The sequence below is a fragment of the Paeniglutamicibacter gangotriensis Lz1y genome (assembly GCF_000348945.1).
Taxonomy (GTDB): domain Bacteria; phylum Actinomycetota; class Actinomycetes; order Actinomycetales; family Micrococcaceae; genus Paeniglutamicibacter; species Paeniglutamicibacter gangotriensis.
Genome location: NZ_AOCK01000005.1, coordinates 277,860 through 302,404, shown reverse-complemented (window position 1 = coordinate 302,404; position 24,545 = coordinate 277,860). Strand labels below are relative to the sequence as shown.

General features: G+C 62.7%; 20 protein-coding genes and 1 riboswitch. Of the genes, 10 read left to right on the top strand and 10 right to left on the bottom strand.

Features of this window, described 5'->3' with window-relative positions:
• Positions 1–119 precede the first annotated feature (119 nt).
• Together ADIAG_RS10525 and ADIAG_RS10520 are read left to right on the top strand one after the other, a co-directional pair.
• Positions 120–1,853 (top strand): L-lactate permease, encoded by a 1,734-nt coding sequence (locus tag ADIAG_RS10525; RefSeq protein WP_007271340.1) that lies wholly within the window; start codon positions 120–122, stop codon positions 1,851–1,853.
• A 169-nt stretch (positions 1,854–2,022) separates the two neighbouring features.
• The gene (locus tag ADIAG_RS10520) at positions 2,023–2,757 is read left to right on the top strand and encodes a FadR/GntR family transcriptional regulator (protein ID WP_235045884.1); all 735 of its coding nucleotides are present in this window, start codon (positions 2,023–2,025) and stop codon (positions 2,755–2,757) included.
• Positions 2,758–2,776: 19 nt separating this feature from the next.
• On the opposite strand, the gene ADIAG_RS10515 is transcribed toward ADIAG_RS10520, so the two are convergent.
• Positions 2,777–3,787 (bottom strand): NADP-dependent oxidoreductase, encoded by a 1,011-nt coding sequence (locus tag ADIAG_RS10515; RefSeq protein ID WP_007271338.1) that lies wholly within the window; start codon positions 3,785–3,787, stop codon positions 2,777–2,779.
• A gap of 41 nt (positions 3,788–3,828) precedes the next feature.
• On the bottom strand, positions 3,829–4,218 hold the full coding sequence (locus tag ADIAG_RS10510) for a DUF1304 domain-containing protein (RefSeq protein ID WP_007271337.1): 390 nt from the start codon (positions 4,216–4,218) through the stop codon (positions 3,829–3,831).
• Between the two features lie 215 nt (positions 4,219–4,433).
• On the opposite strand from ADIAG_RS10510, the gene ADIAG_RS10505 reads away from it, so the two are divergent.
• On the top strand, positions 4,434–5,603 hold the full coding sequence (locus tag ADIAG_RS10505) for an MFS transporter (RefSeq protein WP_007271336.1): 1,170 nt from the start codon (positions 4,434–4,436) through the stop codon (positions 5,601–5,603).
• 17 nt (positions 5,604–5,620) lie between these two features.
• On the opposite strand, the gene ADIAG_RS10500 is transcribed toward ADIAG_RS10505, so the two are convergent.
• Together ADIAG_RS10500 and ADIAG_RS10495 are read right to left on the bottom strand one after the other, a co-directional pair.
• Positions 5,621–7,138, bottom strand: a complete 1,518-nt coding sequence (locus ADIAG_RS10500; RefSeq protein ID WP_007271335.1) for an amino acid permease — start codon at positions 7,136–7,138, stop codon at positions 5,621–5,623.
• A 607-nt stretch (positions 7,139–7,745) separates the two neighbouring features.
• Positions 7,746–9,488 carry a bifunctional metallophosphatase/5'-nucleotidase gene (locus tag ADIAG_RS10495; RefSeq protein ID WP_007271334.1) on the bottom strand — a complete coding sequence of 581 codons (1,743 nt, stop codon included), beginning with the start codon at positions 9,486–9,488 and terminating at the stop codon, positions 7,746–7,748.
• Positions 9,489–9,741: 253 nt separating this feature from the next.
• Here ADIAG_RS10495 and aztD point away from each other — a divergent pair, with 253 nt between their 5' ends.
• Positions 9,742–11,049: a zinc metallochaperone AztD gene (aztD, locus tag ADIAG_RS10490; protein ID WP_235045883.1), complete on the top strand. Its 1,308-nt coding sequence runs from the start codon at positions 9,742–9,744 to the stop codon at positions 11,047–11,049.
• Positions 11,050–11,139: 90 nt separating this feature from the next.
• On the opposite strand, the gene ADIAG_RS10485 is transcribed toward aztD, so the two are convergent.
• Together ADIAG_RS10485 and ADIAG_RS20890 are read right to left on the bottom strand one after the other, a co-directional pair.
• Positions 11,140–11,685 (bottom strand): OsmC family protein, encoded by a 546-nt coding sequence (locus ADIAG_RS10485; protein WP_007271332.1) that lies wholly within the window; start codon positions 11,683–11,685, stop codon positions 11,140–11,142.
• 41 nt (positions 11,686–11,726) lie between these two features.
• Positions 11,727–11,845, bottom strand: a riboswitch (SAM riboswitch).
• 303 nt (positions 11,846–12,148) lie between these two features.
• The gene (locus tag ADIAG_RS20890; RefSeq protein ID WP_007271331.1) at positions 12,149–12,775 is read right to left on the bottom strand and encodes a MarR family winged helix-turn-helix transcriptional regulator; all 627 of its coding nucleotides are present in this window, start codon (positions 12,773–12,775) and stop codon (positions 12,149–12,151) included.
• A gap of 154 nt (positions 12,776–12,929) precedes the next feature.
• On the opposite strand from ADIAG_RS20890, the gene ADIAG_RS10475 reads away from it, so the two are divergent.
• Positions 12,930–13,361 carry a VOC family protein gene (locus ADIAG_RS10475; protein WP_007271330.1) on the top strand — a complete coding sequence of 144 codons (432 nt, stop codon included), beginning with the start codon at positions 12,930–12,932 and terminating at the stop codon, positions 13,359–13,361.
• 290 nt (positions 13,362–13,651) lie between these two features.
• On the opposite strand, the gene ADIAG_RS10470 is transcribed toward ADIAG_RS10475, so the two are convergent.
• Positions 13,652–13,972, bottom strand: a complete 321-nt coding sequence (locus tag ADIAG_RS10470) for a DUF2249 domain-containing protein (RefSeq protein WP_007271329.1) — start codon at positions 13,970–13,972, stop codon at positions 13,652–13,654.
• Positions 13,973–14,107: 135 nt separating this feature from the next.
• Between ADIAG_RS10470 and ADIAG_RS10465 the strand changes: the two genes are divergently transcribed.
• From ADIAG_RS10465 to ADIAG_RS10445, 5 genes are all read left to right on the top strand, one after another.
• Positions 14,108–14,815 carry a helix-turn-helix transcriptional regulator gene (locus tag ADIAG_RS10465; protein WP_007271328.1) on the top strand — a complete coding sequence of 236 codons (708 nt, stop codon included), beginning with the start codon at positions 14,108–14,110 and terminating at the stop codon, positions 14,813–14,815.
• Between the two features lie 2 nt (positions 14,816–14,817).
• Entirely contained in the window at positions 14,818–16,062 is a 1,245-nt protein-coding gene (locus ADIAG_RS10460; RefSeq protein WP_007271327.1) for a hypothetical protein, read from the top strand.
• A gap of 29 nt (positions 16,063–16,091) precedes the next feature.
• Entirely contained in the window at positions 16,092–18,806 is a 2,715-nt protein-coding gene (locus tag ADIAG_RS10455; protein WP_007271326.1) for a multicopper oxidase domain-containing protein, read from the top strand.
• A gap of 142 nt (positions 18,807–18,948) precedes the next feature.
• Positions 18,949–20,319 carry an FAD-dependent oxidoreductase gene (locus ADIAG_RS10450; protein WP_007271325.1) on the top strand — a complete coding sequence of 457 codons (1,371 nt, stop codon included), beginning with the start codon at positions 18,949–18,951 and terminating at the stop codon, positions 20,317–20,319.
• 79 nt (positions 20,320–20,398) lie between these two features.
• Positions 20,399–20,788 carry a hypothetical protein gene (locus ADIAG_RS10445; protein WP_043474377.1) on the top strand — a complete coding sequence of 130 codons (390 nt, stop codon included), beginning with the start codon at positions 20,399–20,401 and terminating at the stop codon, positions 20,786–20,788.
• 287 nt (positions 20,789–21,075) lie between these two features.
• Here the strand turns inward: ADIAG_RS10445 and ADIAG_RS10440 are convergent, their stop codons facing one another.
• The 3 genes from ADIAG_RS10440 to ADIAG_RS10430 are packed head-to-tail and all read right to left on the bottom strand — an operon-like array spanning position 21,076 to position 24,202.
• Positions 21,076–21,984, bottom strand: coding sequence for a glycine betaine ABC transporter substrate-binding protein (locus ADIAG_RS10440; RefSeq protein ID WP_007271323.1), 909 nt, complete (start codon positions 21,982–21,984; stop codon positions 21,076–21,078).
• A gap of 56 nt (positions 21,985–22,040) precedes the next feature.
• Complete coding sequence (locus ADIAG_RS10435) at positions 22,041–22,886, bottom strand: ABC transporter permease (protein WP_007271322.1); 846 nt, start codon at positions 22,884–22,886, stop codon at positions 22,041–22,043.
• The gene (locus tag ADIAG_RS10430; RefSeq protein ID WP_152426119.1) at positions 22,886–24,202 is read right to left on the bottom strand and encodes a quaternary amine ABC transporter ATP-binding protein; all 1,317 of its coding nucleotides are present in this window, start codon (positions 24,200–24,202) and stop codon (positions 22,886–22,888) included. Before ADIAG_RS10430 ends, ADIAG_RS10435 begins: the two co-directional genes overlap by 1 nt.
• Between the last annotated feature and the right edge of the window lie 343 nt (positions 24,203–24,545).

Sequence of the window (24,545 nt, the reverse complement as noted above, 5' to 3'; positions counted from 1 at the left end):
GCGATCGGATCTTAGGTTATGCTGGTGTGGTCGGACCATAGTGGTCCGACCACGGATGTCTAAGGGCGTCCACCGCACACCCTTTATCCGCGCTCTACCTCCCACGCGAAGGACGCCCAGTGGACACATTCACACCATCCACCGAACCGTTGGCCGGAAGCATTGCGCTTTCGGCCCTCATTTCCCTGCTGCCGCTGTTGACGTTCTTCATCATGCTGGCCGTGGTCAAGGCCAAGGCGCACGTCTCCGGCCTGGTTTCATTGCTGGTTGCCATCCTGGTGGCGATCTTCGTATTCAAGATGCCGGTCGGCATGACCCTGATGTCGGGAGTACTTGGTGCGGTATTCGGCGCCTTCCCCGTGGTCTGGATCGTCATCATGGCGATCTGGCTCTATCAGGTCACGGTCATCTCCGGACGGTTCGAGGACCTGCGCCGCGTCTTCGACGTGATCGGCGGCGGGGATGTGCGCATCCAATCCATCCTGATCGCCTTCTGCTTCGGTGGCCTGCTTGAGGCACTGGCCGGCTTCGGGGCTCCCGTGGCCATCACCGCCACCATGCTCCTGGCCCTGGGCATGGCGCCGCTGCGTGCAGCGGCCGCGGTCCTGGTGGCCAATACCGCCCCCGTCGCTTTCGGCGCGGTCGCCATCCCGATCACCACCGCCGCCGGACTGACCGGGTTGGACGCCAACCACATCGGCGCCATGGTCGGACACCAGGCACCACTGCTGGCGATCTTCGTCCCGACCCTGTTGCTGTTCATCCTCGACGGCAAACGCGGCGTCAAGGAAGTCTGGCCGGCCGCCCTGGTCATCGGCGGATCCTTCGCCGTCGCCCAATTCTTCTGCGCCACCTACTTCTCCTACGAACTCACCGACATCGTTGCCTCGTTGGCCGGCCTGGGTGCCGCAGTCATCTTCCTGCGCTTCTGGACCCCCAAGGGCCGCGAAGAAGCCCGCGCCCGCGTCCTGGTGGGCGAGGCCGCACAGGGTGCCGCCGGCACCGGCGCGAACGGTGCTTCGCAGGCCGGCTCCGGCTACGACGCCTCCGACCGCAAGCTGCGCCTCGGCCCGACCTTCCTGGCGCTCTTCCCCTACCTGCTGGTCATCGTCATCTTCGGCGTTGCCAAGCTGTGGAAGCTGGGTGTGAGCATCCCCGGTGCCTTGGCCGCCACCGACGTGAAGATCAAGTGGCCGATGCTCTACGGACACGTGCTTGACGGCGAGGGCAACCCGGTTTCTTCGACGATCTACAACTTCCAGTGGCTCTCGAACCCTGGCACCTTGCTGCTCATCACCGGCCTCATCGTGGCCATCGTCTACTCGCTCAACGACGCGGGCGGAAAATACAAGATCAAGGTCTCGGATGCCGTCCTGGAAATCGGGCGCACCATCTACAACATGCGCTGGGCAGCCACCACGATCCTCTCGGTTTTGGCCCTGGCCTACGTCATGAACCTGTCGGGACAAACCATCACCATCGGTACCTGGCTGGCCGGAACCGGCGCGTTCTTCGCCTTCCTGTCCCCGATCCTGGGTTGGCTCGGCACCGCAGTCACCGGCTCGGACACCTCGTCCAACGCCTTGTTCGCCAAGCTGCAGCAGACTGCCGGCCTCAACGCCGGCATCGACCCCAACCTGTTGGTTGCCGCCAACACCTCCGGCGGCGTGGTCGGCAAGCTGATCTCCCCGCAGAACCTGGCCATCGCTGCCACCGCGGTGGGCATGGAAGGCAAGGAATCGGTCATCTTGAAGAAGGTCGCCGGCTGGTCGGTGAGCATGCTGCTGGTGCTCTGCGTGCTGGTGTACCTGCAGTCCACTCCGATCCTGGGCTGGATGCTGCCGACCCCGTAGCCCGGACCCGGCGTCGGCTCAAGCCGTTGGTGGATAGGCGGCCCCGTGAGGGGGCAAGGATTCCTTGCCCCAAACGGGGCCGCGGGCCGGGCCGCCACCCATTAGGATTGATTGATTCGTTGTGTGGCCACAGGCCAAACATGAACATTGACCATGGGGAAGCAAAGCATTGAACAGCAAAGCACGGAATGCACCGCAGCCGGTGCGGGCCTATGAAACGGTGCTCAAAAGCATCGAAACCGACCTGCGCTCCGGCAAGATCAAGATCGGTGACCAACTGCCCGGGGAGCGAGCCCTGGCTGAAACCCACGGCATCTCCCGGGCCTCGGTCAGAGACGCCATCCGCATCCTGGACGCCATGGGCATGGTGCGCACCTCCGCCGGATCAGGACCAAACTCCGGCGCCGTGGTCATCTCAGAGCCTGCCATCGGGCTCTCGGCGACCCTGCGACTGCATGTGGCATCGCGCCAGCTATCTGTCGCCGACATCGTCGAGTCCCGCATCCTGCTGGAGACCTGGGCCGCGAGCTCGGCGGACCTATCCAGCGATCCGGTGCGCAGCGATACGGTGCTGCGCCAAACCGCAGACCTGCTCACGACCATGGACGATCCCGGGCTGGACCGCGAAGAATTCCACGACCTCGATGCGCAATTCCACGTGCTGCTCTCCTCGCTGGCCGGCAACGCGGTGATCGAAGCCATGATGGAATCCCTGCGGCTGTCGATCAGCGATTACGTCAGCGAATCGGTGACCAGCGACGACGCCTGGCAGAATATTTCCCAGGTGCTTCGCACCCAGCACCATTCGATCCACCAGGCGGTCGCTGCCGGCGACGGGGCATCGGCGGCCACGCTGCTGCGCGAACATATCGAATGGTTCTACACCGAATCGCGACAGCTCTAGGCCCCCTGCACGCCACTGGTTAGAGTTTGATAACCATTTTTCCGGTGTTGGCACCGCGCATCAGTTCCAAGAAACCATGGACGGAGTTTTCCAGCCCCTCGATGACCGTTTCCTCGAAAACGATCTCGCCGGAATCCAACCACCGGGACATGTCATTGATGAAGGCCTCGTGCAGCTCCGGGTAGAACCCGACGGTGAAACCCTTCAAGCTGAGCCCTTGGGTAATCATGTTGGCCATGTTCCGCGGACCCACCGGTGCCTCGGTGGAGTTGTAGGAAGAAATCGCCCCGCACAGTGCCGCCCGTCCGCCACGGTTGAAGACATCCAGTGCTGCCTCGAGGTGCTCGCCGCCGACATTGTCGAAGTACACATCGATGCCCTCCGGTGCCGCCGCGCGTAGTTGTTCGCGCACCGGGGCGTCCTTGTAGTTGAACGCCGCAGCAAAGCCGTACTTACCCTTCAGCTGTTCGACCTTCTCGGCGGTACCCGCGGAGCCGATGACCCGGGAGGCTCCCTTGAGGCGGGCGATCTGCCCGGCGGCGCTGCCCACTGCCCCGGCCGCACCGGAGACGAAGACGTTGTCGCCTTCCTTCAGGCCGGCGATTTCCAGCAGACCGACATACGCGGTGTAGGCCGTCATGCCCAGGATTCCCAAGTAGGCCGACAACGGCACCCCGGAGATGTCCTGGACCACGCGGAATGATGCGGCAGGTCCCTGGGAGACCGAACGCCAACCCAAGTGGTGAAGCACCGCGTCTCCCACGGAGATCTCCGCGGTCCGCGACTCGATGACGCGGCCCACCGCCGCGCCGGTCATGACCTCGCCGAGCGCATAGGGCTCAGCGTAGGACTTGGCATCATTCATGCGTCCGCGCATATAGGGATCCACGGAGAGGAATTCGTTGGCGACTCGCACCTCGCCCTCGGCCAGCTCCGGCAAGGAGATGACTGCTGTTTCAAAGTTGTCTGGTGTCGGCCAGCCCGTGGGACGGCTGGCCAATCGGATTTCTGTACTCATGGAATCTGACATATGTGGTGTACTCCTGACGTCTCGAAGGACAACGCCCCTCATCAAGAGGTCAAGGCGAATAAGCCCAAAATGATTCCCACAGCGGGGGCCGCCAGTTGGGTGAAGGCGGCCCGGGCCAGCTGGGGCGAGGAAAACAGCAGCACCAGAGCGGCGGCACACATCGATCCGGTCCCGGCAAAGAACAGCGTCGCCCCGGCCACGGAGCTTCCCGCCAAAAAGAGGACCATGCCCAGCCCCACCAAGATCGCCAGAAATAGGTTGTAAAAACCCTGGTTGAAGGCCAACGGCCTAGTGGCGGCGGCCTCGGCATCGGAACGGATCCCGAAGGCCTTGCGTGTGGAAGCACGGTCCCAGGCCGCCGATTCCAAGACAAAGATGTAAATATGAATGGCGGCGGCCAATCCTCCGAAAATCATGGTGAGCAGCAACATGCAAATACATCCTTTTCGGAGGAGCGCCCCGTTCCAAAACTCGGGGTCTTTTCCCATGATAAAGGTGGCATGGCGCAGTTGTGCGCTGGGCTCCCGGGCAGGGTTACCGGTCGTGAAGAGGCCATTAGCTCCATAGACAAGGGACACCGTAACCTGTGATCATGTCCCACCCTGAGATTCCCCTGCCACCACCGCGTCCACTTCCGCGTGGATTCATGGTGCTCTCGATCCTGGCGGTGGTGCTGGTGGGCATGAACCTGCGGGCAGGGATCACCAGTGCTTCGCCGCTGTTCGTGGACCTGCAGGAGTTCTTGGGCTACGGGCCGCTGGTGGCCGCTCTGCTGCCCTCCATCCCCACCCTGGTCTTTGCCGTGGCCGGCATGTCCACGGCGTGGATAGCCCGGCGTCTGGGACTGGGCGGAACCATGCTGCTGGCCCTGGTGGTGCTGGGCGCAGGATTGGCGCTGCGCGGGCTGCCCACCACCTGGGCGTTGCTGGCCGGAACCGTCGCGGCGATGTGCGGCATCGCCCTGTGCAACGTGGCGATGCCCTCATTTATCCGGCAGAATTTCGCCGACCGGATTTCGTTGATGACAGGCCTGTATACGATCACCATGTCGGTGGGTGCCACAGCGGCCTCGGCACTGAGCGTCCCGCTGGCCCTGGCCGCGGGATCCCCGACGATCGGGCTGGCCACCTGGAGTTTCCTGGCGTTTGCCGCGGCCTTGGCATTCCTGCCGTTTTTGCTCATGGCACGTTCCGGAGAAGACACCGGCCCGAAGCCTGCCAGCATCAATCCGCTGGCGCTGATCAAGACCAAACGCGGGATGGTCATCACCGGGCTGTTCACGGTCCAATCACTGATGGCATATTCCATGATGAGCTGGATGCCCAGCATCCTGATATCGCGTTCGATGAATGCCACCGATGCCGGCTTCATGCTGGGGGTGATGCAGGCGGTGACGATCCCCGCGACGATGTTCTCGCTATGGCTGGTCAACAGGCACGGGATGCTGCGCGGGGCCTTCACCATGTGTTCGGTGGCGGTTGCCGCCGGACTGGTGGGAATGCTGGTGCTACCGCTGTCCCTGGCCTGGCTGTGCGCTATCACGCTGGGCATCGGATTTTCAATCTTCCCGTTGGTACTGCTGGTGATCTCCCACAGCGGCGAGACGCCCGAGGAAACCACCGCGATGAGTACCCTGGCCCAGTCCGTCGGGTATCTGGTGGCCACCATCGGCCCCTTCGGCATGGGACTGCTGTACGCGGTCACCGGCGGCTGGAGCGTGCCACTGGTGCTGCTAATCGTGGTGGCCGGCATCCAGCTGTGCCTGGGCCTTGCTGCCAGCGGCTACCGACGCACCACACCCCAACGCGTGGGATAGGGCGCCGGCAACGCGGCTCAGCGTTGCTGGTCGGCGAGTTCGTCCTCGATGTCCGCCGGGGCGGAGAGATCCATCTCCAATAGCGGGACCACCTTGGACTTGGTGACGAGTCGGTGGATGAGCCACAGGCCCAGGAAAATCGGTAGGCCAATGTAGGAGGAGAGCACCTCCATGCCCCGTCCGGCCAGCACCGCCTCATAGTTCTGCCCGGCAATCACTAGGATCAACACCGCGAAGGCCAGCAGCGGGCCGATGGGGAAGAACGAGGCGCGGTATGGCAGGTCATCGACAGTGTTGCCTTGGGCCAGGAAACCTCTCCGGAAGCGGTAGTGCGACACGGCGATACCCGCCCAGACAATGAAGCCGCACAGGCCCGAAACATTCAGCAGCCAGGCATAGGCGGCGCCCTGGCCGACGATGGCCGAGAGGAAGCCGAAGAGTCCCACCGCGGCGGTGGCCAGCAGTGCCGGGATCGGTACGCCACGCGAGTTGGTGCGGCCGAAGATCTTCGGCGCTTTGCCGTCGTGGGCCATGGAATAAAGCATGCGCGTTGAGGCATAGAGCCCGGAGTTTCCCGCGGACAGGATCGCGGTGAGGATGACGGCGTTCATCAGGGCGGCGGCAAAAGCGATGCCCGCCCGTGAAAAGACCAGGGTGAACGGGGAAGCCGCGACGTCGGCTTCGCCGGAGGCCAGCAAGCTCGGGTCGGTAAAGGGAACCAGGCAGCCAATGATGAAGATGGCGCCGATGTAGAAGATCTTGATGCGCCAAAAGACCGAGCGGATGGCCCGGGGCACCTCGCGCCTCGGGTTCTTGGCTTCGCCAGCTGCAACGCCGACCAGCTCCGTGCCCTGGAAGGAGAACCCGGCGATCATGAACACCGAAATGATCGAAATCCAACCGCCGTGGAACACATCCTCACGGTTCTGCCAATTGCTCATTCCCGGGGAATTGTCCCCGAGGATGCCGAAGATCATCAGCACCCCGGCGATCAGGAACAGCACCACTGCCGCGACCTTGATCAGCGAGAGCCAAAACTCGGACTCGCCGAAGGACTTGGCTGAGAGTGCGTTCAGCGCGGTGAGCACAACCAGGAATACCCCGGCCCAGACCCAGCCGGGCACTGAAGGGAACCAGAAGTCCATGATGATCCCTGCGGCGACCAGTTCGGCGGCCACCGTGATGGCCCAGTTGAACCAGTAGTTCCAGCCGATCGCGAATCCGAAGGAGGGCGAGACGAAGCGGGTGGCGAAGGTCTGGAAGGATCCGGCGACGGGGATCTTGGCAGCCATCTCGCCCAGGGACTGCATCAGCAGGAACACCATCAGGCCGACCAGTGCGTAGGCGACCAGTGCTCCACCGGGGCCGGCCTGCGAAATCGTGCCGCCCGAGGCTACAAATAGCCCGGTTCCGATGGCCCCGCCGATGGCGATCATCTGCAGGTGGCGTCCGCTGAGCCCGCGCTTGAGTTCGTTGTCGGGCGGCTTGGTGCCCGCTCCGGTTTTGGCGGTTTGGGAGGCCGCCCGATGCGCCATTGCAGCGGGTTGGGGTTCTACGGAAGTTCTGCTCATGGGTGTCACGCAACACCACCCAGGGGCCTTGATGCGACCCGGGTCACAGGTACCGACCCGCTCCTTGCGCCGGTGGCCGGCGATGCTGTATTGCTACCGTCCGCCCCGTGCGGCCAAGGCCCGTTGCGGGCAGGTTCTTTGGGGATCGGGGTGGCATAGCGCAGGTGGTGCGGGGGCGCGAATCCGGGGTCGTGAGCCACAGATGATGGATCGAGTGGCCTTACTCTTGCGTGTCCCAAGACACAGCGTTGCTGATGCACAGATGGCTTCCCGGCGGGTGTTCTAACTGGATCAAGACCATGCCGCAGTCATTGACCTGGAGTCTGGTGGACTCTGGTGCGTCGTCGGTGACGGGCCGAACGGCCCTGGTCCCGGGAAACGACGCCAATGGTGGAAATTTGCAACAGTCCTATTATGACGCCAAGCTGTCATAAAAAAGGAATCGGAGCCGGGGCCGCGATGTACCCGCGACGAGGTGCGAGGGAATGTCTGTGGGGACGATTGACCTGGGGCACTAAATAAGCGGCCTTCGGGTTCGGAGGAACCTGAAGGCCGCTTATTTAGTGCGGCGTTACTGGTCGATCTGCGCCCGGCCGAGCGGTGCGGGATCCACCAAGGTGTGTGACTGGAAGTATTCGATGCCGGCGACCAGATCGATCTGGCCCGAGTCTGCGACGTTGGTTCCCTCGGCGAAGGTGAAGAAGTTATCGCCCCCGGCGGCAAGGAACGAGTTGGTGACAATGTGGAACACCGTTTCCTCGGCGATGGGCTCATCCTGATAGCTCATTGAGGTGATGTGCGCCCCGCGTGCGGCGTCCGGATCATAGGTATACGTGAAGCCCTCGGAGATGCCCAGGTGCAGCTTGGACCGACTGGAGCCTTCGGGTTGCCACTGTTCCTCGAGTACCGCCTTGATTTGTGCACCGGTCAGGTCCATGGTGAACAGCGTGTTCCCGAAGGGTTGGACCGAGGCAGCGTCCTTGTACGTCACGGTGCCATCGGTGCCAAAGAGCAGGTCGGCACGCAGGCCGCCGGGATTCATGAAAGCGATCTGCGTGGGGGCTCCACCGAAGTCTTCGTTGGAGGTCGCCCACAGATGCATGTCTGCCACCAGGTTTCCCAGCGTGGACTCGACGCCGCGGTCGGAGCCGTTGGTTCCTCCGCGGGTGATGTCGGCGCTGATGGCCCCGATTTCTTCTGCGCCCACGACCTCGGCCTGGGCGAGCGCGGCCTCGACGATCGTGGCCACCTTGGGTACGGGTGTAAAGCGCGGCACCGTGGTCCCATCCGAGGCAATGGTGGTCAGCGAGACGAGCCCTCCTTCAAGACCCACAATCTTCTTGTGCTTCTTGGCTACCGATATTTTCAGGGTGTCCAGCGTGGTTCCGTACTGGTGCGCTTGCATCACCGGGCGTTCCAGTCCCGCGGCCCAGCCGTCCACCGGGTAGGAACAGGAGTAGCCCACATGGGTGTGGCCGGAGATAATCGCGTCGATTTTCCCGGTGGCACCGCGGATCAGGTCCCCGTAAGAGGTGTCCTCGGCCCCAATGGCTGCGCAATCGCTGGTGGATGAGCCCTCGTGGGTCAGCAGCACAATCACATCGGCCTCGCCGTTGGACTTCTTGCCGTCGCTCAATTGTGCCGCGACGCGGTTTGCCGCCTCGAGCTGGTCTCCGAAGTCGAGGCCCGAGATACCGGCGGGGGTGACAAGCGAGGCGGTTTGGTCGGTTACGGTGCCAATCAGCCCGACGGTGACCCCATTGAGCTTCTTCAGCGTGTATTCCTTCAGCGCAGGGGTCTTGGTCCCTTTGGCATACACGTTGGCTCCGAGTGCATAGTCAGCGCCAGCCTCGGCGTTTCCGTCGCCATAGCGTGGGATCACGCGATTGAGTAGGTCATCGAATCCACCGTCGAATTCGTGGTTGCCCACCGCAGAGGCGTCGAGTCCCGCGGCCTTGAGCGCGTCGATGGTCGGGTTGTCCTGCTGTGAGAAGGAGGTGAAGGTGGACGCGCCGATGTTGTCACCGGCCGAGACGAAAAGCGTGTTGCGGTTTTTGCTCTTGTACTCCTTAACTGCCCCGGCCAGCACCGCGGCCCCGGCCTCGGCGCCGTTGGCTTCGATGCGTCCGTGGAAGTCGTTGATGCCGACCAGTTCAATGGTGGTGGTGGGCTGGTTTTGGTTCTTGTTGGATTGCCCCGGGGCATTAGGATTCGGTGCGGCGGTGGCTGGCGCTCCGAGGGCCGTGGAAGCCATCAGCGTCAATGCTGCGGCCGCGACCAGGGCATTGCGCCGCAGGTGAATTTTCTTGGACACGTTGTTCTCCCTCAAGCAAGTGATCAGTGGCGTTTGCCGGGCCGATGCAACCTGCCGGCGACACGTGGGCTCGATACTACCGAGCGACGACGCCAAGTGAAAGGGATATTTGACGTTTCACCCAAACTGTCCGGGCGGGCGGTGGGGCGGTGCACCCGGGGAGAACGCTTCCCGCGGAGTTGGTAGGAGCAGGGGCGACGAGGAGCCTTGTCTGCTGTTGCGAATGATTCTCATTTAACTTAGTGTTATCGTCATGCTCACAAAAGAAACTGCCAACACCCGCAATCCGCCCGCTCGATCCTCCATGCGCCGCTGGCGCATGGGCCTGCCCGCTCTGGCAGTCCTGGCCGCCGGAACGCTGATGGCCGGATGCGCCTCGAATAGTTCCGTCCCGGCAGCGTCCGGGTCTGCGCCCATCCCTAGCGTCCCGGTGGTGTCAGAGGCCGGCGCCGCGACGCCGCGTCTGGTGCTGACCTATGAGGGAGGTCTGCTGGTGGTGGATGCCCGCGATGGTGGGGTCGTCTCCGAGCACGCGCTACCCGGCTTCAACCGGGTCAATCCCGCAGGCGACGGACGGAGAGCGCTGGTCTCCACCGCCGGGGGATTCCGGATCTTTGACGCAGGAGCATGGTCCGAGGCGCACGGCGATCACGCCCACCACTATCGCAGCGTTCCCGTGCTGACTGATCTGGTATTCCCTGCCCAGAAGCCCGGGCACGCGGTGGTGCACGCCGGAAGCACCGCACTCTTTGATGATGCCACCGGAATGATCAGCATCTTTGCATCGGACAAGCTGGACAATGCGGCGCTGCCTGCAACTGAGGTGGTGGCGTTGCCCGAGGCCCACCATGGGGTGGCAGTCCCGGTCTCGGAGGGGAAGCTGCTGGTGACCAACGGAAACGAGGAAACGCGTAACACCGTCAAGCTGCTTTCGGCACCCAATGCGCAACACCGGCGCACCACGGTGGCCGAGTCGAACCAGTGCCCAGGAATCCACGGCGAGGCGGTCGCCACGGACCAGGCCGTGGTGGTCGGCTGCGAGGATGGCATCCTGGTCATCAAGGACGAAAAAGTCTCCAAGGTCGATTCGCCCGATGCCTACGGCCGGATCGGGAACCAAGCCGGCTCCGAAGCCTCGAGCGTCGTGCTCGGCGACTACAAAAAGGACCAGGACGCCGAACTCGAACGCCCCAAGGTGTTCTCACTGACCGACACCGCGACCAACTCCATGGAGCTGGTGGACATCGATTACAGCTACTCCTTTAGGTCCCTGGCTCGCAGTGCCGATGGCGACGCGCTGGTGCTGGGGACCGACGGCAAGCTGCACATCTACGACGTGAAGTCCGGCAAGGAGAAGACATCCGTCGACGTTGTCGGCCCCTGGCAGGAACCGCTTGACTGGCAACAGCCACGTCCGAGCATCCACGTAGCGGGGGACACCGCATACATCACCGAACCGGCCACCAAGGCCCTGCACCTCGTGGACCTGAAAACCGGAAAAGTGGCGCGCACGGTGACCCTGCCCGAGGTTCCCAACGAAATCACTTCGATCAAGGGATAGGGGAACGCTCACCTGTCAGAAAATAGGAAAGCCGTGGGCCGGTGCCGTTCCCCTCGAACGGCACCGGCCCACGGCAGGTTCCTGCTGGTGCTAGTCGGCGGTCACCAGTTCGACGCTCACCGGCGTCGGATTGGTGAAGACGTCCAGGACCGGGCAGTGCTCATCGACTGCCGCCTGAAGCTTTTCGTAGCGCTCACGCGTCTCCGGCCCATCGATCTTCACGGTGAGGCGGACCTCGCCGAAACCGGGGCGGACGGACTTCTCGATGCCGAACAGGCCGCGTACGTCCAGATCTGCATCGGCGTTGATGTCCAGGGAATCGATCTTGATGCCGAGCTGATGCGCGTACAGGCGGTAGACCACGACCTGGCAGGAAATCAGCGCGCCGAGGGCGAACTCGACGGGGCTGGCGGCCACATCGTCTCCGGCCAGTGCCTCGGGCTCGTCGACGATGAAGCGGTGCTTGCCCGCGGTGATTTCGCTGGATACCGATCCGGTGGACGTACCGCTGGCCTTGAAGGTCAGTGCTGCGCTTGCGGTGTTGGCAGTGATTCGTTCGCCCCAGGCAGTGCCGGCGGCAGTGAGCTTTTCAGCGCGAACGGATTCCAGGGTTTCTTCGATCAGGGTTTCGGACATGGAAGTTCGATCCTTTCGTGTTTGGCGCGGGGCCTTGCACAACGCCATACTTACGCCGGCCCGGTTAGGCGGCGTCGAATCGTCACCTGGCGCACCCCGCTATGACGAAGAGGGTTGCGGTCCCGCCGACCAGGGTCGTGAGTGGCGGGAACTCGTGATTCTGTCTACGAGTGTTGCCGAAGCAAAGGTGTTGGCGCAAAGCCTGCCCTTAACATTTCTTCACAACGAATCAGCAAAATGTTCGAAGAAGCAACTGACCTGCCATCAATTTTAGCCGGTGCAACGAATATTTCGGGAATGACGATGGGTTTGCTCGAAGGATCTGCATCGCTGCCGGTTCGGGGATTTTCGGCCCGAACGGCTGGCTGAAGTGAAGCCCCTCGAGGAGGATCCCTTAATATGGGACTTCGAACTCCTGGAAATCACTAAAAGCCGGACCGCCGCGGACTTCGGGTTGGCGGGGCTATCCCTGGCGTCGGGAGGCGTCGTTGGCGTTGAGCTTCGAAAGTAGATCAGCAAAGCGCTTGATTTCTTCCGGTTCCCAGGAATTCAGCCGGTTCCTCAGCAGCTGGCGCGAGGCCGCACTCGATTCAACGACGCCTGCGCGTGCAGCATCGGTGATGCTGACCAGCATGGCCCTTCCGTCAGCCGGATCCGGCTGACGGGTCACCAATCCCTTGGCTTCAAGCCACTTGATCATCCTGCTCATTGTGGCCTTGTCCACTTGCAGCTCTTCTGCCAAGATGATCTGCTGCCGGGCGTGCTCGCGCACCAGCAGAGACAGCACCTTGTAGCCCAAGGGCTGCAGCTCGGGATGCACGGCAGCTGCGCGCTTGCGGATGGCTTGGCGCGCCATGATGACCATCGTGGAGAATTCTTTTTCCACATCCTCGATCAGTGGGTCAAGTATCGCTTTTTCTGCTGCCGGTCCCCGGTCAGGGAGTGGGTCGGAGAACGGAGAAGTCATGGGAATCATTTTAGTTGCGAATTGCTCCATCGCGTACTTAGTCGTGGCATAGATGACTGTTGCGTCGTACTGCGGATCCGGCTGGGGCTGGGCGCGCGGAGCAGTGCCTTGGTGTCGAGGCATCCCCGACTGATTGGGGTCAGATCGGAATGATGCTTTCCTCGATGGTGGACAGCGACCGAACCCACCGGAAGTTCTCGGACCTGAGGGGTTCACCCGGGCGGTCCCTGCGGGCACAATAGCTGGTGTTGAACCCCGCCAAACGATGGAGCGCATCATGGGCACGATTCTCAATCCGTACATCAGCTTTCGCGATCAGGCACGTCCAGCGCTCGAGTTCTATCAGTCGGTATTCGGCGGGGAACTGGATCTACGACCCTTCTCTGATTTCGAGTTTGCCAAGACCGAAAACCGGGATGACGATAACAAAATCATGCACGGGCATTTGCGTGCACCCAACGGCCTGAATTTGATGGCCGCCGACACCCCTGCCTCTATGGAATGGAAAGGGGGCACCGCCATCTCCGTCACGCTCAGCGGTGACGACAAGGACGAGATCACCGAATACTGGAAGAAGCTCAGCGATGGAGCAACCGTCGGCGAGAAACTTGCCCAAGCCCCGTGGGGCGATTGGTTTGGCATGCTCACCGATAAGTTCGGCGTGGACTGGATGGTCAATATCGCCGGGCCAGCCACAACCGGCCAGTAAAGCACGGCACCACCGGGACGGTATCTGGAGAGGCACCGCCCAGCAGGGGCACACCGCTTCGCACAGGTCGGTGCGGCGGTCCATTTTGTTGCCCGGGGTCCCGAGGCGGATCAGCGGGGCACTAAACAGCTGCGCGGCGCGCGGCCATTCGGCATGAGGTCTTCGGCCCCGACCTGTGTTTGGCCGACTCTCAGTAGGCCGCGGGCACCGCGTCCACGAGCCGAAAAGAAAAAATTCGTGAGGGCAGTCCTCATGCGCACTGGTTCCACGAATTTCCCCCCCCAAACTTGTTAGGACTTGCGAATCAGCTGCAAGCGCCAGGCTTCTGGCCCCTCGTCAAGGTAGCTGATCTCAAATGCGCCAGGTGCGCGAGCCTCGAGCTGGTCCAGCAGCGGCAACGGGTTGTGCGGTGCCACGAGTACCAAACCACCGCCAACGGCGAGGGAATCTAGGGCCCCAAAAATGGTCGCATGACGAATTGCATGTGGGATGACCCTGGCGTCGAGCTCGGGAAGCTCGGCGTCATGGTCGCCGCACGCGCATTCATGGGCTGCGGGTTGGTTCAACTTCTCGGCTTCTTCCTTGTTGGAAGAAATGACGATATCGGCCACGATGGGTTTCCTTTGCTCGCGTCGGGTGTTGGTTTCCAGAGTCAAATGGCAACCTTGGAATCATTTTAGTACAGTTAACTACGTGGAAAACAATCTGAACAGCCCCAGCGCGTCACTCAATGTCCCGGTCGCGTTGTGAGAGACCCTGCCGATGGCATCCGGGAAGGCGTTAAACGCACGTCCTTTGGTCGTCCGCTCTCGCCCACACGCCTACGGATTCTTGAACTGCTCGAAGTCCAAACCACACCCACCACACTTGCGGCCATTACCCTGAGCAGCGGGTTGCACGAAAACACCGTCCGAGCACATCTGGAAGACTTGCTGCGCGATGGATACCTGAGCCGCGAACGTGCCGTAGCTCAGGGGCGCGGACGCCCGGCATGGCTCTGGAAAGCAAAGGTTTCCCTCGAGCCCTCACCGTACGCAGGGTTGGCCTCGGCACTGGCCACCGTTCTGCATGAAAGCAGCGAACACCCGGTGCAGGATGCGGTGGCAGCCGGCCGCGCTTGGGGCAAGGACCTGACCCTCGAGCAACTGGGCGAGCCACATTCCGGAAGCTCAGAGGCCGGCGCTCGTTCCCAGATGCTCCAGCTGCTCGAAGAGATCGGATTCGCACCCGAACCGGACGCGACCAACGAACACGTGGTGCTGACCCGCTGCCCGCTGATCGAAGCCGCCAGCAAGCACCCGGAGATTGTCTGCGGCGTGCACCTGGGAATCATCCAGGGAGGATTCGCTGAAATGGGATTGGACGGCAGCGACAGCACCCTGACACCATTCTCGGCTCCCGGGCAATGCGCCCTGCATCTGAGCGCCCGGGCAACCGACGGCACCACCGAATAAGCATGAAAAAGGCTCCTGCGCCCCGCCGCCTCAGACCGATCCCCGCACGCACCCTGTTGATGATTCCTGCCGCATTGAGCCTATTGGCCGGGCTCAACGCTGCCCTGCAGCTTGTGGACCTGCCGGCACCGATCAACGCCGCTGCCTGGACGGAGGTCCACGGGATGGTGTTGGCGCTGGGATTCGTGGGCACACTAGTTGCCCTTGAACGTGCCGTCGCCTGGGGGAGGCCTCTGGGATATTTCAGCCCGTTGCTCCTGGGACTGGGGTCGTTGATGCTGCTGACCGAGCTGCCGCGTTTTGCTGGCAAGCTGGGGTTGCTCGCCGGAATGGCGGGACTTCTCTGGGTCTATGTTCCGCTCTGGCGACGCCAACGCGCCCAGGCGGTACTGATCCAAATGCTCGGCGCCGGACTGGGCACCGGAGCCGCAGTGCTGTTTCTTGGCGGGGTGGAGACGGCACTGTTGCTGCCCTGGTTGGTCGCGTTCCTGGTGCTGACCATTGCCGGGGAACGGGTCGAACTGGCACATCTGACCATGGGCCCCCAAGCCGGAACGCGGGTGCTACAACTTTCCGCACTGCTGGCTGCCGCAGTCGTGGCTGCGCTGCTGGCTCCCGGATGGGGATCGATCGTCTTCGGCGTCGCGCTGGCAGCACTCACCGCATGGTTGCTCGTACTCGATGTGGCTCGCCGGACCATCCGGGGTCAGGGAGCCACTCGATTCATGGCAGCATGCATGCTCGCCGCCTATGCCTGGCTGCTGGTGGCGGCGCTGACCTGGTGCTTCGGATATCCCAGCGGACGCGCCGCCTATGACACCGTGATCCACGCAGTATTCCTGGGGTTCACGCTCTCCATGATCATTGCCCACTCCTCCACGATTCTCCCGGCGATCCTGCGCCGCCCTTTGCCCTACCGGCCGATGATGTGGGTGCCTGCGATCTTGCTGTGGGCGGGATTATTGCTGCGCCTGTGGATCGGCAACGGGCTGGGCCATGACTGGGCCTGGCGTGCCGGGGCGGTGGCCAACATCGTTGCGGTGCTGCTCTTTGTGCTGCTGGCTCTCACCTCGATGCTCATGGGGGAGTCTCAGGCACGACCCCAACCATCGACAAGTTCCAAGCCACCGTCTGACTCCCTCGGCATCGGACCACCTTCTCCCGGTAGCACCTCCCTTCTTTCCAACCCCGCCGCGCGGACCCCGCGTGCAGGACTTTCCATTTCGCCACGGGAGCCATCCAAGTGAGTAAGAACCCGGCCAGAGGATTCTGGCCCATGCGCGATCTACCGGTCGCGTTCTGGCTGACGCTGTTGGTTCTCGTGACGTTGGTCCACCGGGAGCTTCCCGCGCCGCGCTGGCTGATGATCCACCTGTTGCTGCTCGGGGCGGTGTCCCACGCGATCCTGGTCTGGTCCCAATACTTTTCCAACGCGCTGCTGCGCAATCCGCCCAAGGCCCGGTCGAGGGCGGAGCAGAATTGGCGTTTGCTGCTGCTCAACGGCGGCACCATGCTGGTCATCGCAGGGGTGGTATCCACGCTCTGGCCGGTGACCGCCGCCGGGGCGGGCCTGATCGCCGCTTCGGTGATCTGGCACGGTGTGGACCTTTTCACCCGCATGCGCGTGGCCCTGCCCTCGAGGTTCGGCGCCTCGGTGAAGTATTACATTGCCGCTGCCGCGTTCCTCCCCGTCGGTGCGGTGCTTGGCACCATCCTGGCACACGGCAATATTTCGAGCACGCACGAACAAATCATGCTGTCCCACGTCTTACTCAATGTCTTGGGATGGGTAGGACTGACGGTGGCCGGTACCTTGGTGACGTTGTGGCCCACGATGCTGCGTACCCGGATCGCCGATCAGGCCGCGAGGAACTCCCAGCGAGCCCTTCCGGTGCTCGCCATCTCCGCGTTGGCGGCCGGTGCCGGTGCGGGCTTTGGTTTGCTTCCGGTCGCGGCATTGGGGCTCACCGGCTACATTGCGGGTCTGGGGTTGATGGCTTCCTCCTTCATCCAGGTGGCCCGCAATAAGCCACCTAAAACCTTCTCCACCCTCTCAATGCTCGGCGCCGTCGGCTGGTGGATCGGGTGCCTCGTAGCCCTGGACGTCGTCCTGCTCATCAGCGGCGATTGGCAGCAAGCCGGACGGGCCTTCGCCGCCATCACCCCGTACCTGGCGGCAGGATTCGCCGCCCAAGTGTTGCTCGGCGCCCTCTCCTACCTGGTACCGGTGGCCCTCGGCGGCGGGCCCGGCCCCGTGCGCGCGGCGACCACCATGTTCGACCGCGGCGCGGTGCTGCGGGTGGCCACGGCCAATGCTGCACTGCTGGCCTGTGTGATTCCGGTGCCATCGTTGGTTCGCGTACTGTGTTCGGTGCTCTACTTGGTGGCCATGGCCAGCTTCCTGCCATTGCTCGTCATGGCGCTGCGCGCCCACCGCCAAGCCAAAACCAAGGTGGCTGCCGAGATTCAGGCTCTGGGCCTGCCGGCCGGGACCCCGGCACCCCGGGTACGGATGGCACCGGAGGGCGATCGGCCCGCCGGACAGCGTGCCGGACAGGCCGTCGCGGGGCTGCTGGCGGTGGTGCTGGCCATTGCCATTGGGATCGCCATCGACCCTGCCACGGCAGGCATCAGGGCACCGGCGCACCAAGACACCTCCACCAACGGAACTTCGGCACCGGTTGCCACCGAGACCAAGACCGTGAAGGTCGAAGCCGCTGACATGCGCTTCACCCCTGCGCTTATCGAGGTGCCGGCCGGAACCCACCTGATGATCGAGCTGGTGAACACCGATGTTTCCGAAACCCACGACCTGGTCCTGGCCACCGGGGCGAACAGCGGACGGTTGGCTCCGGGCGAAAGCGCCACGCTTGATGCGGGGGTCATCACCGCGGATGTTGCTGCCTGGTGTTCGATCGTGGGGCACCGGCAAATGGGCATGGTGCTCGATATCAAGGCCACCGGTGCCACGGCCCCGGAGTCCGGCCACGAATCCATGAACCACTCCACCGAGCCCAGCACCGGCGCCAGCACCGGCGCCAGCACCGAGCCCAGCACCGGCGCCAGCACCGGCGCCAGCACCGGCGCCAGCGCCGCACCACTGGATTTGATGGCCGAACCGGGCACGGAATTCACGGCGCACGAAGCCTCGTTGCCGCCGCTGGAACCCAAACGCTCCGACGGCAAGCCGAGCATCCACCGGGCCACCTTCACCGCCGAGGAAGCGATCGTGGAAGTCTCCCCGGGGGTGCGACAAAAATTGTGGACCTTCAACGGCACCGCGCCCGGCCCGCTGCTGCACGGGCGGGCCGGCGACACATTCGAGATCACACTGGTCAACGACGGGTCCATAGGCCACTCCATCGACTTCCACGCCGGCGCGCTGGCACCGGATGAACCGATGCGCACCATCGCCCCCGGTGAATCCCTGCTCTATAAGTTCACCGCCACGCGGGCCGGAATCTGGATGTACCACTGCTCCACCATGCCCATGAGCGCACATATCGCCAACGGCATGTTCGGTACCGTGGTCATCGAACCCGACGACCTCCCGGAGGTCGACAAGTCCTATGTGTTGGCCCAGTCAGAGTTTTATCTCGGGGCCCAGGACGCGGAAGTGGACACCGAAAAGCTTGCGGCGGAAAAACCGGACCTGGTGGTCTTCAACGGCTACGCCAACCAGTACGTGCACCGGCCGCTGCGTGCCAAGGTCGGGGAACGGGTACGGATCTGGCTGCTGGACATCGGGCCCAACCGTGCCTCCTCGTTCCACGTCATCGGCGGGCAGTTCGACACCACATGGCTGGAAGGCAACTACCTGCTCGATCAGCGAGACGGGACGGAAGGTGGAAGCCAGGCACTGGCGCTCGGCGTGGCACAGGGCGGTTTCGTTGAACTGGAATTCCCCGAGGCCGGCAACTATCCCTTCGTGTCCCACGTGATGATCGACGCCGAACGCGGGGCCCAGGGAGTATTCAAGGTAGCCAAATAGAGAGCAGCGTTTCAACGACTTGGGTCCAGCGTTTCAACGAGTTGGGCTAGCCGCGACTGCCTTCTTCTTGACCGTGCACTGCGTCGCAGAGCAGACGCGGGCGTAGTGAGCACAACATTTCCGAGGAAGCGAGGAGCGCTTGATGGAACACGAACTTGATCTGTTGGTTATTGGCTGGGGCAAGGGCGGCAAAACGCTGGCAGGAACCGCGTCCCGCGCAGGGCAACGTGTGGCCATCATCGAAGCCTCGGCGCAGATGTACGGTGGCACCTGCATCAACATTGGCTGTGTTCCCACCAAGACGCTGATCCATGATGCGGAGAACAACATCGGCAACGACTTTGATCCGCAATACTTCCAGACAGCAGTGGCCCGTCGGGACAAGCTAACCGCCGCCATGCGAGCCAAGAACTTCTCCATGCTTGATGACCTTAACGCTGTCATGACCATTACCGGCCGGGCCACGTTCATCGGCCCCCGCCGCATTAAGGTCGAGGCGGGAAACGAGAGCCTTGAGCTCGAGGCCAAGCGGATCATCATCAACACCGGTGCGCTCCCGGCGATCCCGGACCTGGGCGGTGCGCGGGTTGGCGGACGCATCCACGATTCGACCACCTTGCAAGATGCCCCGTTGCCCCAGCGGCTGGTGGTGGTCGGCGGTGGCTACGTCGGCACCGAGTTCGCTTCCATGTTCGCCCACTTCGGATCGAAGGTCACGGTCCTTGACCGCGGGGCCAGGGCCTTGAAAAGGGAAGATGAGGATGTTGCCGCCGAGGTCCTCTCCGCACTGTCGGACGTGGACGTTGAGGTGCGTACCGGCGCCAGTGTGCAGCGGATCGAAGAAGATGGGGCCACCGCACGGGTGCACTACGAGCAGCACGGCGAAGCCCGCAGCGTCGTGGCCGACGCGGTGCTCATCGCCCTGGGCCGGAAGCCGGCAACCGCGGGGCTAGGCCTGGAGACCGCGGGCATCGAGCTGACCGATTCCGGGGCGATCAAGGTCGACGAGCATTTGGCCACGAGCGCGCCGGGTGTCTATGCGCTGGGCGATGTGAACGGTGGGCAGCAATTTACGTATGTCTCCCTGGATGACAACCGCATTGTTGCCGACGCGATTTTGGGCACGGGGGAACGTTCGACGGCCGACCGCGTGGCCGTCCCCTATACGATCTTCACCACCCCACCGCTGGCCAGGGTTGGGATGAGCGAGGATGAGGCAGGGGCCCAAGGGTTGTCGATCAAGGTGGCGGTGAAGAAGGTCGCCGAGATCGCTGCGATGCCGCGGCCCAAGATCGTGGGCGATCCTCGCGGCATCGTGAAGTTCGTGGTGGATGCGGATACCGACCAGATCCTTGGCGCAGCACTGATGCACGTGGATTCCCAAGAAGTCATCAACCTGGTGGCTTTGGCCATGCGTCAGGAACTGACCTCCGCGACGCTGCGCGATTCCATCTTCACCCACCCCTCGTCAACCGAGGCCTTGAACGAGGTACTGGGCTCGTTCACCCGCTGACTCCGCACCGGGCGGGAACTCGGTGACGCAGTGAAGCGTCGATGTACGTCCGTGCCGTTGCAGACCATAAGATGATCTGGTGCGAGACCTGTTGATCAGCCTAGGCCCGGCACTCAACCTCATTGGGTGGGTGGCGTTGATTGCCGCGTGTGGTTTCTATGCCTTTGCGCTGGCCGAACGCCGCCGGGATGCGGGCTGGATGAGCGCGGAGTACCGGATCGCGGTGCTCGAGGGGCAAGACTGCCTGGTCTTCCACACCGCGGACGGCACGGTCCGTAGCGAGCTGCTGGTGCTCGAACGGCCCAGTGAGCCCGCGGACGGATCGCTGGTGTATTACCGCGAGGACAAGACCGGTTCCTGGCAACTGGAAAGGCCTCGCTCGCAGGTACGCTTCCTATACTGGACGGCCGCGGGCCTGCTGGTCGGTTTCGTTCTGATCCGGGTCCTTTCAGTCATCGCCAACCTCTAAACCACGGGCAACGGCGGGGCAATGATCGCCTGATGCGGCGCACCCAGGGGCGGCTCACCATCCGTTATGGCCGACCAACAGCACTCGTACCCGGACGTTGTCCGGGCGCTCCTGCCGGTACTGCCGGCAGCAGAAGTACCCACCATCGTTCACCGGCGCTGCGGAGCCCGTCCACGTGCCGAGGGCAGCTGCGGCAGGCAGCCAAAAAGCCCGGGCCGCTTGGGTTCACCATGATGTTGCTGGTGTACCCAAGCGGCCCGGGCCGTTGGAAGAGTGCTGCGCGAGGATTACTCGGCGGTCAGCGAATCGACCCATTCCTGGTTTTCGGAGATCCACTCATCCACGATCGGTGCGTAGTCCTCGGTGTCGGCCTCGTTGAACATTGCGTTTTCCAGTGAGAAGAGAGTCTCATCGTCCATCTTGAAGTCCGCCATCCAACCCGCGAGGGTGGGGAAGTCTTCCTTGAACGTGAGGCTGCCGTAGGTCTTGATCAGTTCGGCGGTGCCCAAGGTGTCCTTGGGATCCTCTAGGTCCTTGATCGGGAATGCGTCGTAGGCCCAGTGCGGGCGCCACAGGGTCACCAAGATGTTGTCTCCGGCGTCGGTGGACTTCTTCAGCTCGGTCAGCATGGCTGTGGTCGAGGAGGTCACGAAGTCCATCTCCTCCAGGCCGTAACCTGGGATGACTCGTTCCTTGGTGGCCTTGGTCAGTCCCGCGCCGGGATCGATGCCCACGATGCGGTTGTCGAACATGTCGGCCTTGTCGGCGAGCTCATCCAGCGAGGTGATGTCCGCGTCCTCGTTGACCGCAATGGTCAGCTTGGCATTTTCATACCAGGTGCCCAGTTCTTGGACCTTGTCGCCGTAATTCTCAATGTATTCTGCGTGGGTTTCGGGCAGCCAGACGTCCATCGTCATATCGAAGTCCCCGGTGCTGACGCCGGTGAAGACTGGTGCCGCATCGGCGCTGGTCAGCGTGACGTCGTAGCCCTTCTTGTCCAAGATGCGCTCCCAGAGGTTGGACACGGCAATGCCTTCGTCCCAACCGGCGAACACGCCAATGGTCAATTCCTTCTGATCTCCGTTGTCTACGCCGGAGCCTGCGTCGGACCCTTCACTTTCGCCCGATCCGCAAGCGGTGAGCGCTAGGGCCGAGGCTGCAGCCACGGCCAACAATGATGCGAGTTTCTTGTTCATGAAATTACCTTTCTTGGTGGCCCCCAAAGTGACAGGTGCCGAAAATTGGAGACTAATTACGCTGAGACGTGCTTCTTGACATGTGTCAGCGACGCTGTGATGCGATCCAGGAAGATCGCCAAGACGACAACTGCGAGTCCGGATTCCACGCCCAGCGGCGTGTTCAGGCCGGTCAATGCCGAGTAGACCGCGCCACCGAGGCCGCCGGCGCCAACCATTCCGGCGATGACGACCATGGACAGGGAGAGCATGATGATCTGGTTGATGCCCGCCATGATGGTGGGCATCGCCAACGGGATCTGGATCTGGCGCAGGATGCGCATGGGCGAGGCGCCAAAGGCCTGGCCGGCCTCGACGACTTCGCTGTCCACGGAACGGATACCTAGTTCCGTGAAGCGGGCTCCGGGGGCCAAGGCAAAGACGATAGTGGCCACGATGCCCGGAACAGGTCCGATGCCCAGCAACAGCAGCACCGGAATCAGGTAGACGAAGGCCGGCATGGTCTGCAGAAAGTCCATGACCGGTTTGACGATGTTGGAGACGGTGGTGGACTTCGCAGAAGCAATGCCCAAGGGCACGGAGATGACCACCGCGACAAGGCTGGCCACGAGCACCAAGGCCAGTGAGTCCATCGCGTTGTCCCATTGGTTCATGCCATAGATCAGCAAGAACCCGAGGATGGTGCCCAACGATAGTTTCCAGCCCTTGAGCCAGAACGCCAGAGCGGCAAGCACGATGATCACCGCCCAGAAGGGTGGCGTCGACAGGACCCAGTCCAGTGCGTTGTAGAACTGAGCGAAGAAGGCCTTGAGGCCGTCGAAAAAAGCTCCTAGGTTGGCAATGACCCAGTCAAGGCCTGTTTCTGCCCACTTGCCGACGGGAATCCGGAACAATTCGTCCATTAGAGTGTGCCTCCCTCTTCACCGGATGGATCCTGGGTGAAAATTCCTGGTTTCTGGCTGCCATCGTCGTTTCCTGCGGTTTGACCCGGGGTCAGGATCCCCATTGAGCTGGTGCTGGATGGCACGTTGCCCAAGGCGGCCAGCAATGTTGCGCGGGCCACTGCACCGACCAGCCGTCCCTGCTCATCGACGACAGGCAGGGGGGTGCTGCTTTCCACAGCGCGGCCAAAGAGGTCGTTGAGCGCGGTGTCTGCGGAGATTGCGTCGTCCGCGCGCGTGAGGATCTCGGTGAGATCCGATCCGCCGCGGTCGGCCAACCCCTGGGTGTCGCGGTCGGTGACGATGCCGCGGAAGTTGCGGTTGCGGTCGATGACAAACGCGCCGGAGGTCTGCTGCTCACGCATGGTCAACAGGGCAGCTCGTGCTCCGCCGCTGATCGAGACCACGGCACGCGGGTTCTGCATGACACCGCCTGCGGTGAGCACACGGGTGCGGTCAACATCGCGGACGAACGAAGACACGTACTCGTCTGCAGGGGAGGTGAGGATTTCGTCGGGAGTGCCGATCTGCACGATTTCCCCGTCGCGCATCACCGCAATCCGGTCGCCAAGGAACATGGCCTCGTTCAAGTCGTGGGTGATGAAAATGATGGTCTTGCCCAGATCCGCCTGCAAGGAAGCGAGTTGTTCTTGCATATCGCGGCGGATCAGCGGGTCAAGGGCGGAGAAGGCCTCATCCATGAGCAGGATATCGGTCTCCGAGCACAAGGCACGGGCCAGCCCGACGCGCTGCTGCATGCCACCGGAGAGCTGACCGGGGTATTTATCTCCCCAACCGGTGAGCCCCACCGTGTTAAGCATTGCGGTGGCCAGTTCGGTGCGCTTCTTTTTGTCTACGCCTTGGATCTCCAGGGCATAGGCGGCGTTCTCCAGCACGGTACGGTGCGGCAGCAGGGCGAAGTGCTGGAATACCATCGAGATGCTCTTCTGCCGAACTTCGCGCAGACGTTTGCCGGAGATCTTGGAAATGTCCACGTCCCCAATATGGACCGATCCGCTGGTCATGGGCCATAGGCCATTGAGCATCCGGATCAACGTCGACTTGCCCGAGCCGGACAGTCCCATGACGACGAAGATTTCACCCGGCTTGACATCAAATGACGCGTCAATGACGGCCGCGGTGCCCATAGGCTCCACTTCTTGACGCGTTTGGCCGTCTTTGAGGGCCTTCACCGCTTCTTGGGGTCTACGTCCGAACACCTTATAGGCATTGGCGACACGTAGGGCCGGTGAAGCCGTCCCTGATGCTGAGTTCATGCGAGGTTCCATCCACGTGAAGCGCGGAAGATCCGGCGACACGATTTGTGCATTCTGGATCACAGGGCCGTTGCGGTCGGCGAAGTGAGCCTCTCGCAACGGATGAGACTAGGAGCACCACGCTAGCAGTCGACTCCCGGCAGAAACAGGGATTTTGGCCCTTTTTGAAGCTCCGAAGGCCGCTGAGCCGCGATTTGGCCGCGTGTTCATGCGCAAATGCCGGAGTTACTACATCGTGATGTTGGTGGTGCGCAAAATTGCGCTGCGACGTGGATAATCGCCGTGACGACCACTGACGATCAAGTTTCGTGCCGATGGATTGGTGGAGGTTTCCGGGTCCGTT

Excerpts from the sequence above, each read along its gene's own strand:
- ADIAG_RS10515 (WP_007271338.1), bottom strand. The coding sequence starts at position 3,787 with ATGTCAGATTCCATGAGTACAGAAATCCGATTGGCCAGCCGTCCCACG.
- ADIAG_RS10510 (WP_007271337.1), bottom strand. The coding sequence starts at position 4,218 with ATGTTGCTGCTCACCATGATTTTCGGAGGATTGGCCGCCGCCATTCAT.
- ADIAG_RS10505 (WP_007271336.1), top strand. The coding sequence starts at position 4,434 with ATGGTGCTCTCGATCCTGGCGGTGGTGCTGGTGGGCATGAACCTGCGG.
- ADIAG_RS10500 (WP_007271335.1), bottom strand. The coding sequence starts at position 7,138 with ATGGCGCATCGGGCGGCCTCCCAAACCGCCAAAACCGGAGCGGGCACC.
- aztD (WP_235045883.1), top strand. The coding sequence starts at position 9,742 with ATGCTCACAAAAGAAACTGCCAACACCCGCAATCCGCCCGCTCGATCC.
- ADIAG_RS10485 (WP_007271332.1), bottom strand. The coding sequence starts at position 11,685 with ATGTCCGAAACCCTGATCGAAGAAACCCTGGAATCCGTTCGCGCTGAA.
- ADIAG_RS20890 (WP_007271331.1), bottom strand. The coding sequence starts at position 12,775 with ATGCCTCGACACCAAGGCACTGCTCCGCGCGCCCAGCCCCAGCCGGAT.
- ADIAG_RS10475 (WP_007271330.1), top strand. The coding sequence starts at position 12,930 with ATGGGCACGATTCTCAATCCGTACATCAGCTTTCGCGATCAGGCACGT.
- ADIAG_RS10460 (WP_007271327.1), top strand. The coding sequence starts at position 14,818 with ATGAAAAAGGCTCCTGCGCCCCGCCGCCTCAGACCGATCCCCGCACGC.
- ADIAG_RS10455 (WP_007271326.1), top strand. The coding sequence starts at position 16,092 with ATGCGCGATCTACCGGTCGCGTTCTGGCTGACGCTGTTGGTTCTCGTG.
- ADIAG_RS10450 (WP_007271325.1), top strand. The coding sequence starts at position 18,949 with ATGGAACACGAACTTGATCTGTTGGTTATTGGCTGGGGCAAGGGCGGC.
- ADIAG_RS10440 (WP_007271323.1), bottom strand. The coding sequence starts at position 21,984 with ATGAACAAGAAACTCGCATCATTGTTGGCCGTGGCTGCAGCCTCGGCC.
- ADIAG_RS10435 (WP_007271322.1), bottom strand. The coding sequence starts at position 22,886 with ATGGACGAATTGTTCCGGATTCCCGTCGGCAAGTGGGCAGAAACAGGC.
- ADIAG_RS10430 (WP_152426119.1), bottom strand. The coding sequence starts at position 24,202 with ATGAACTCAGCATCAGGGACGGCTTCACCGGCCCTACGTGTCGCCAAT.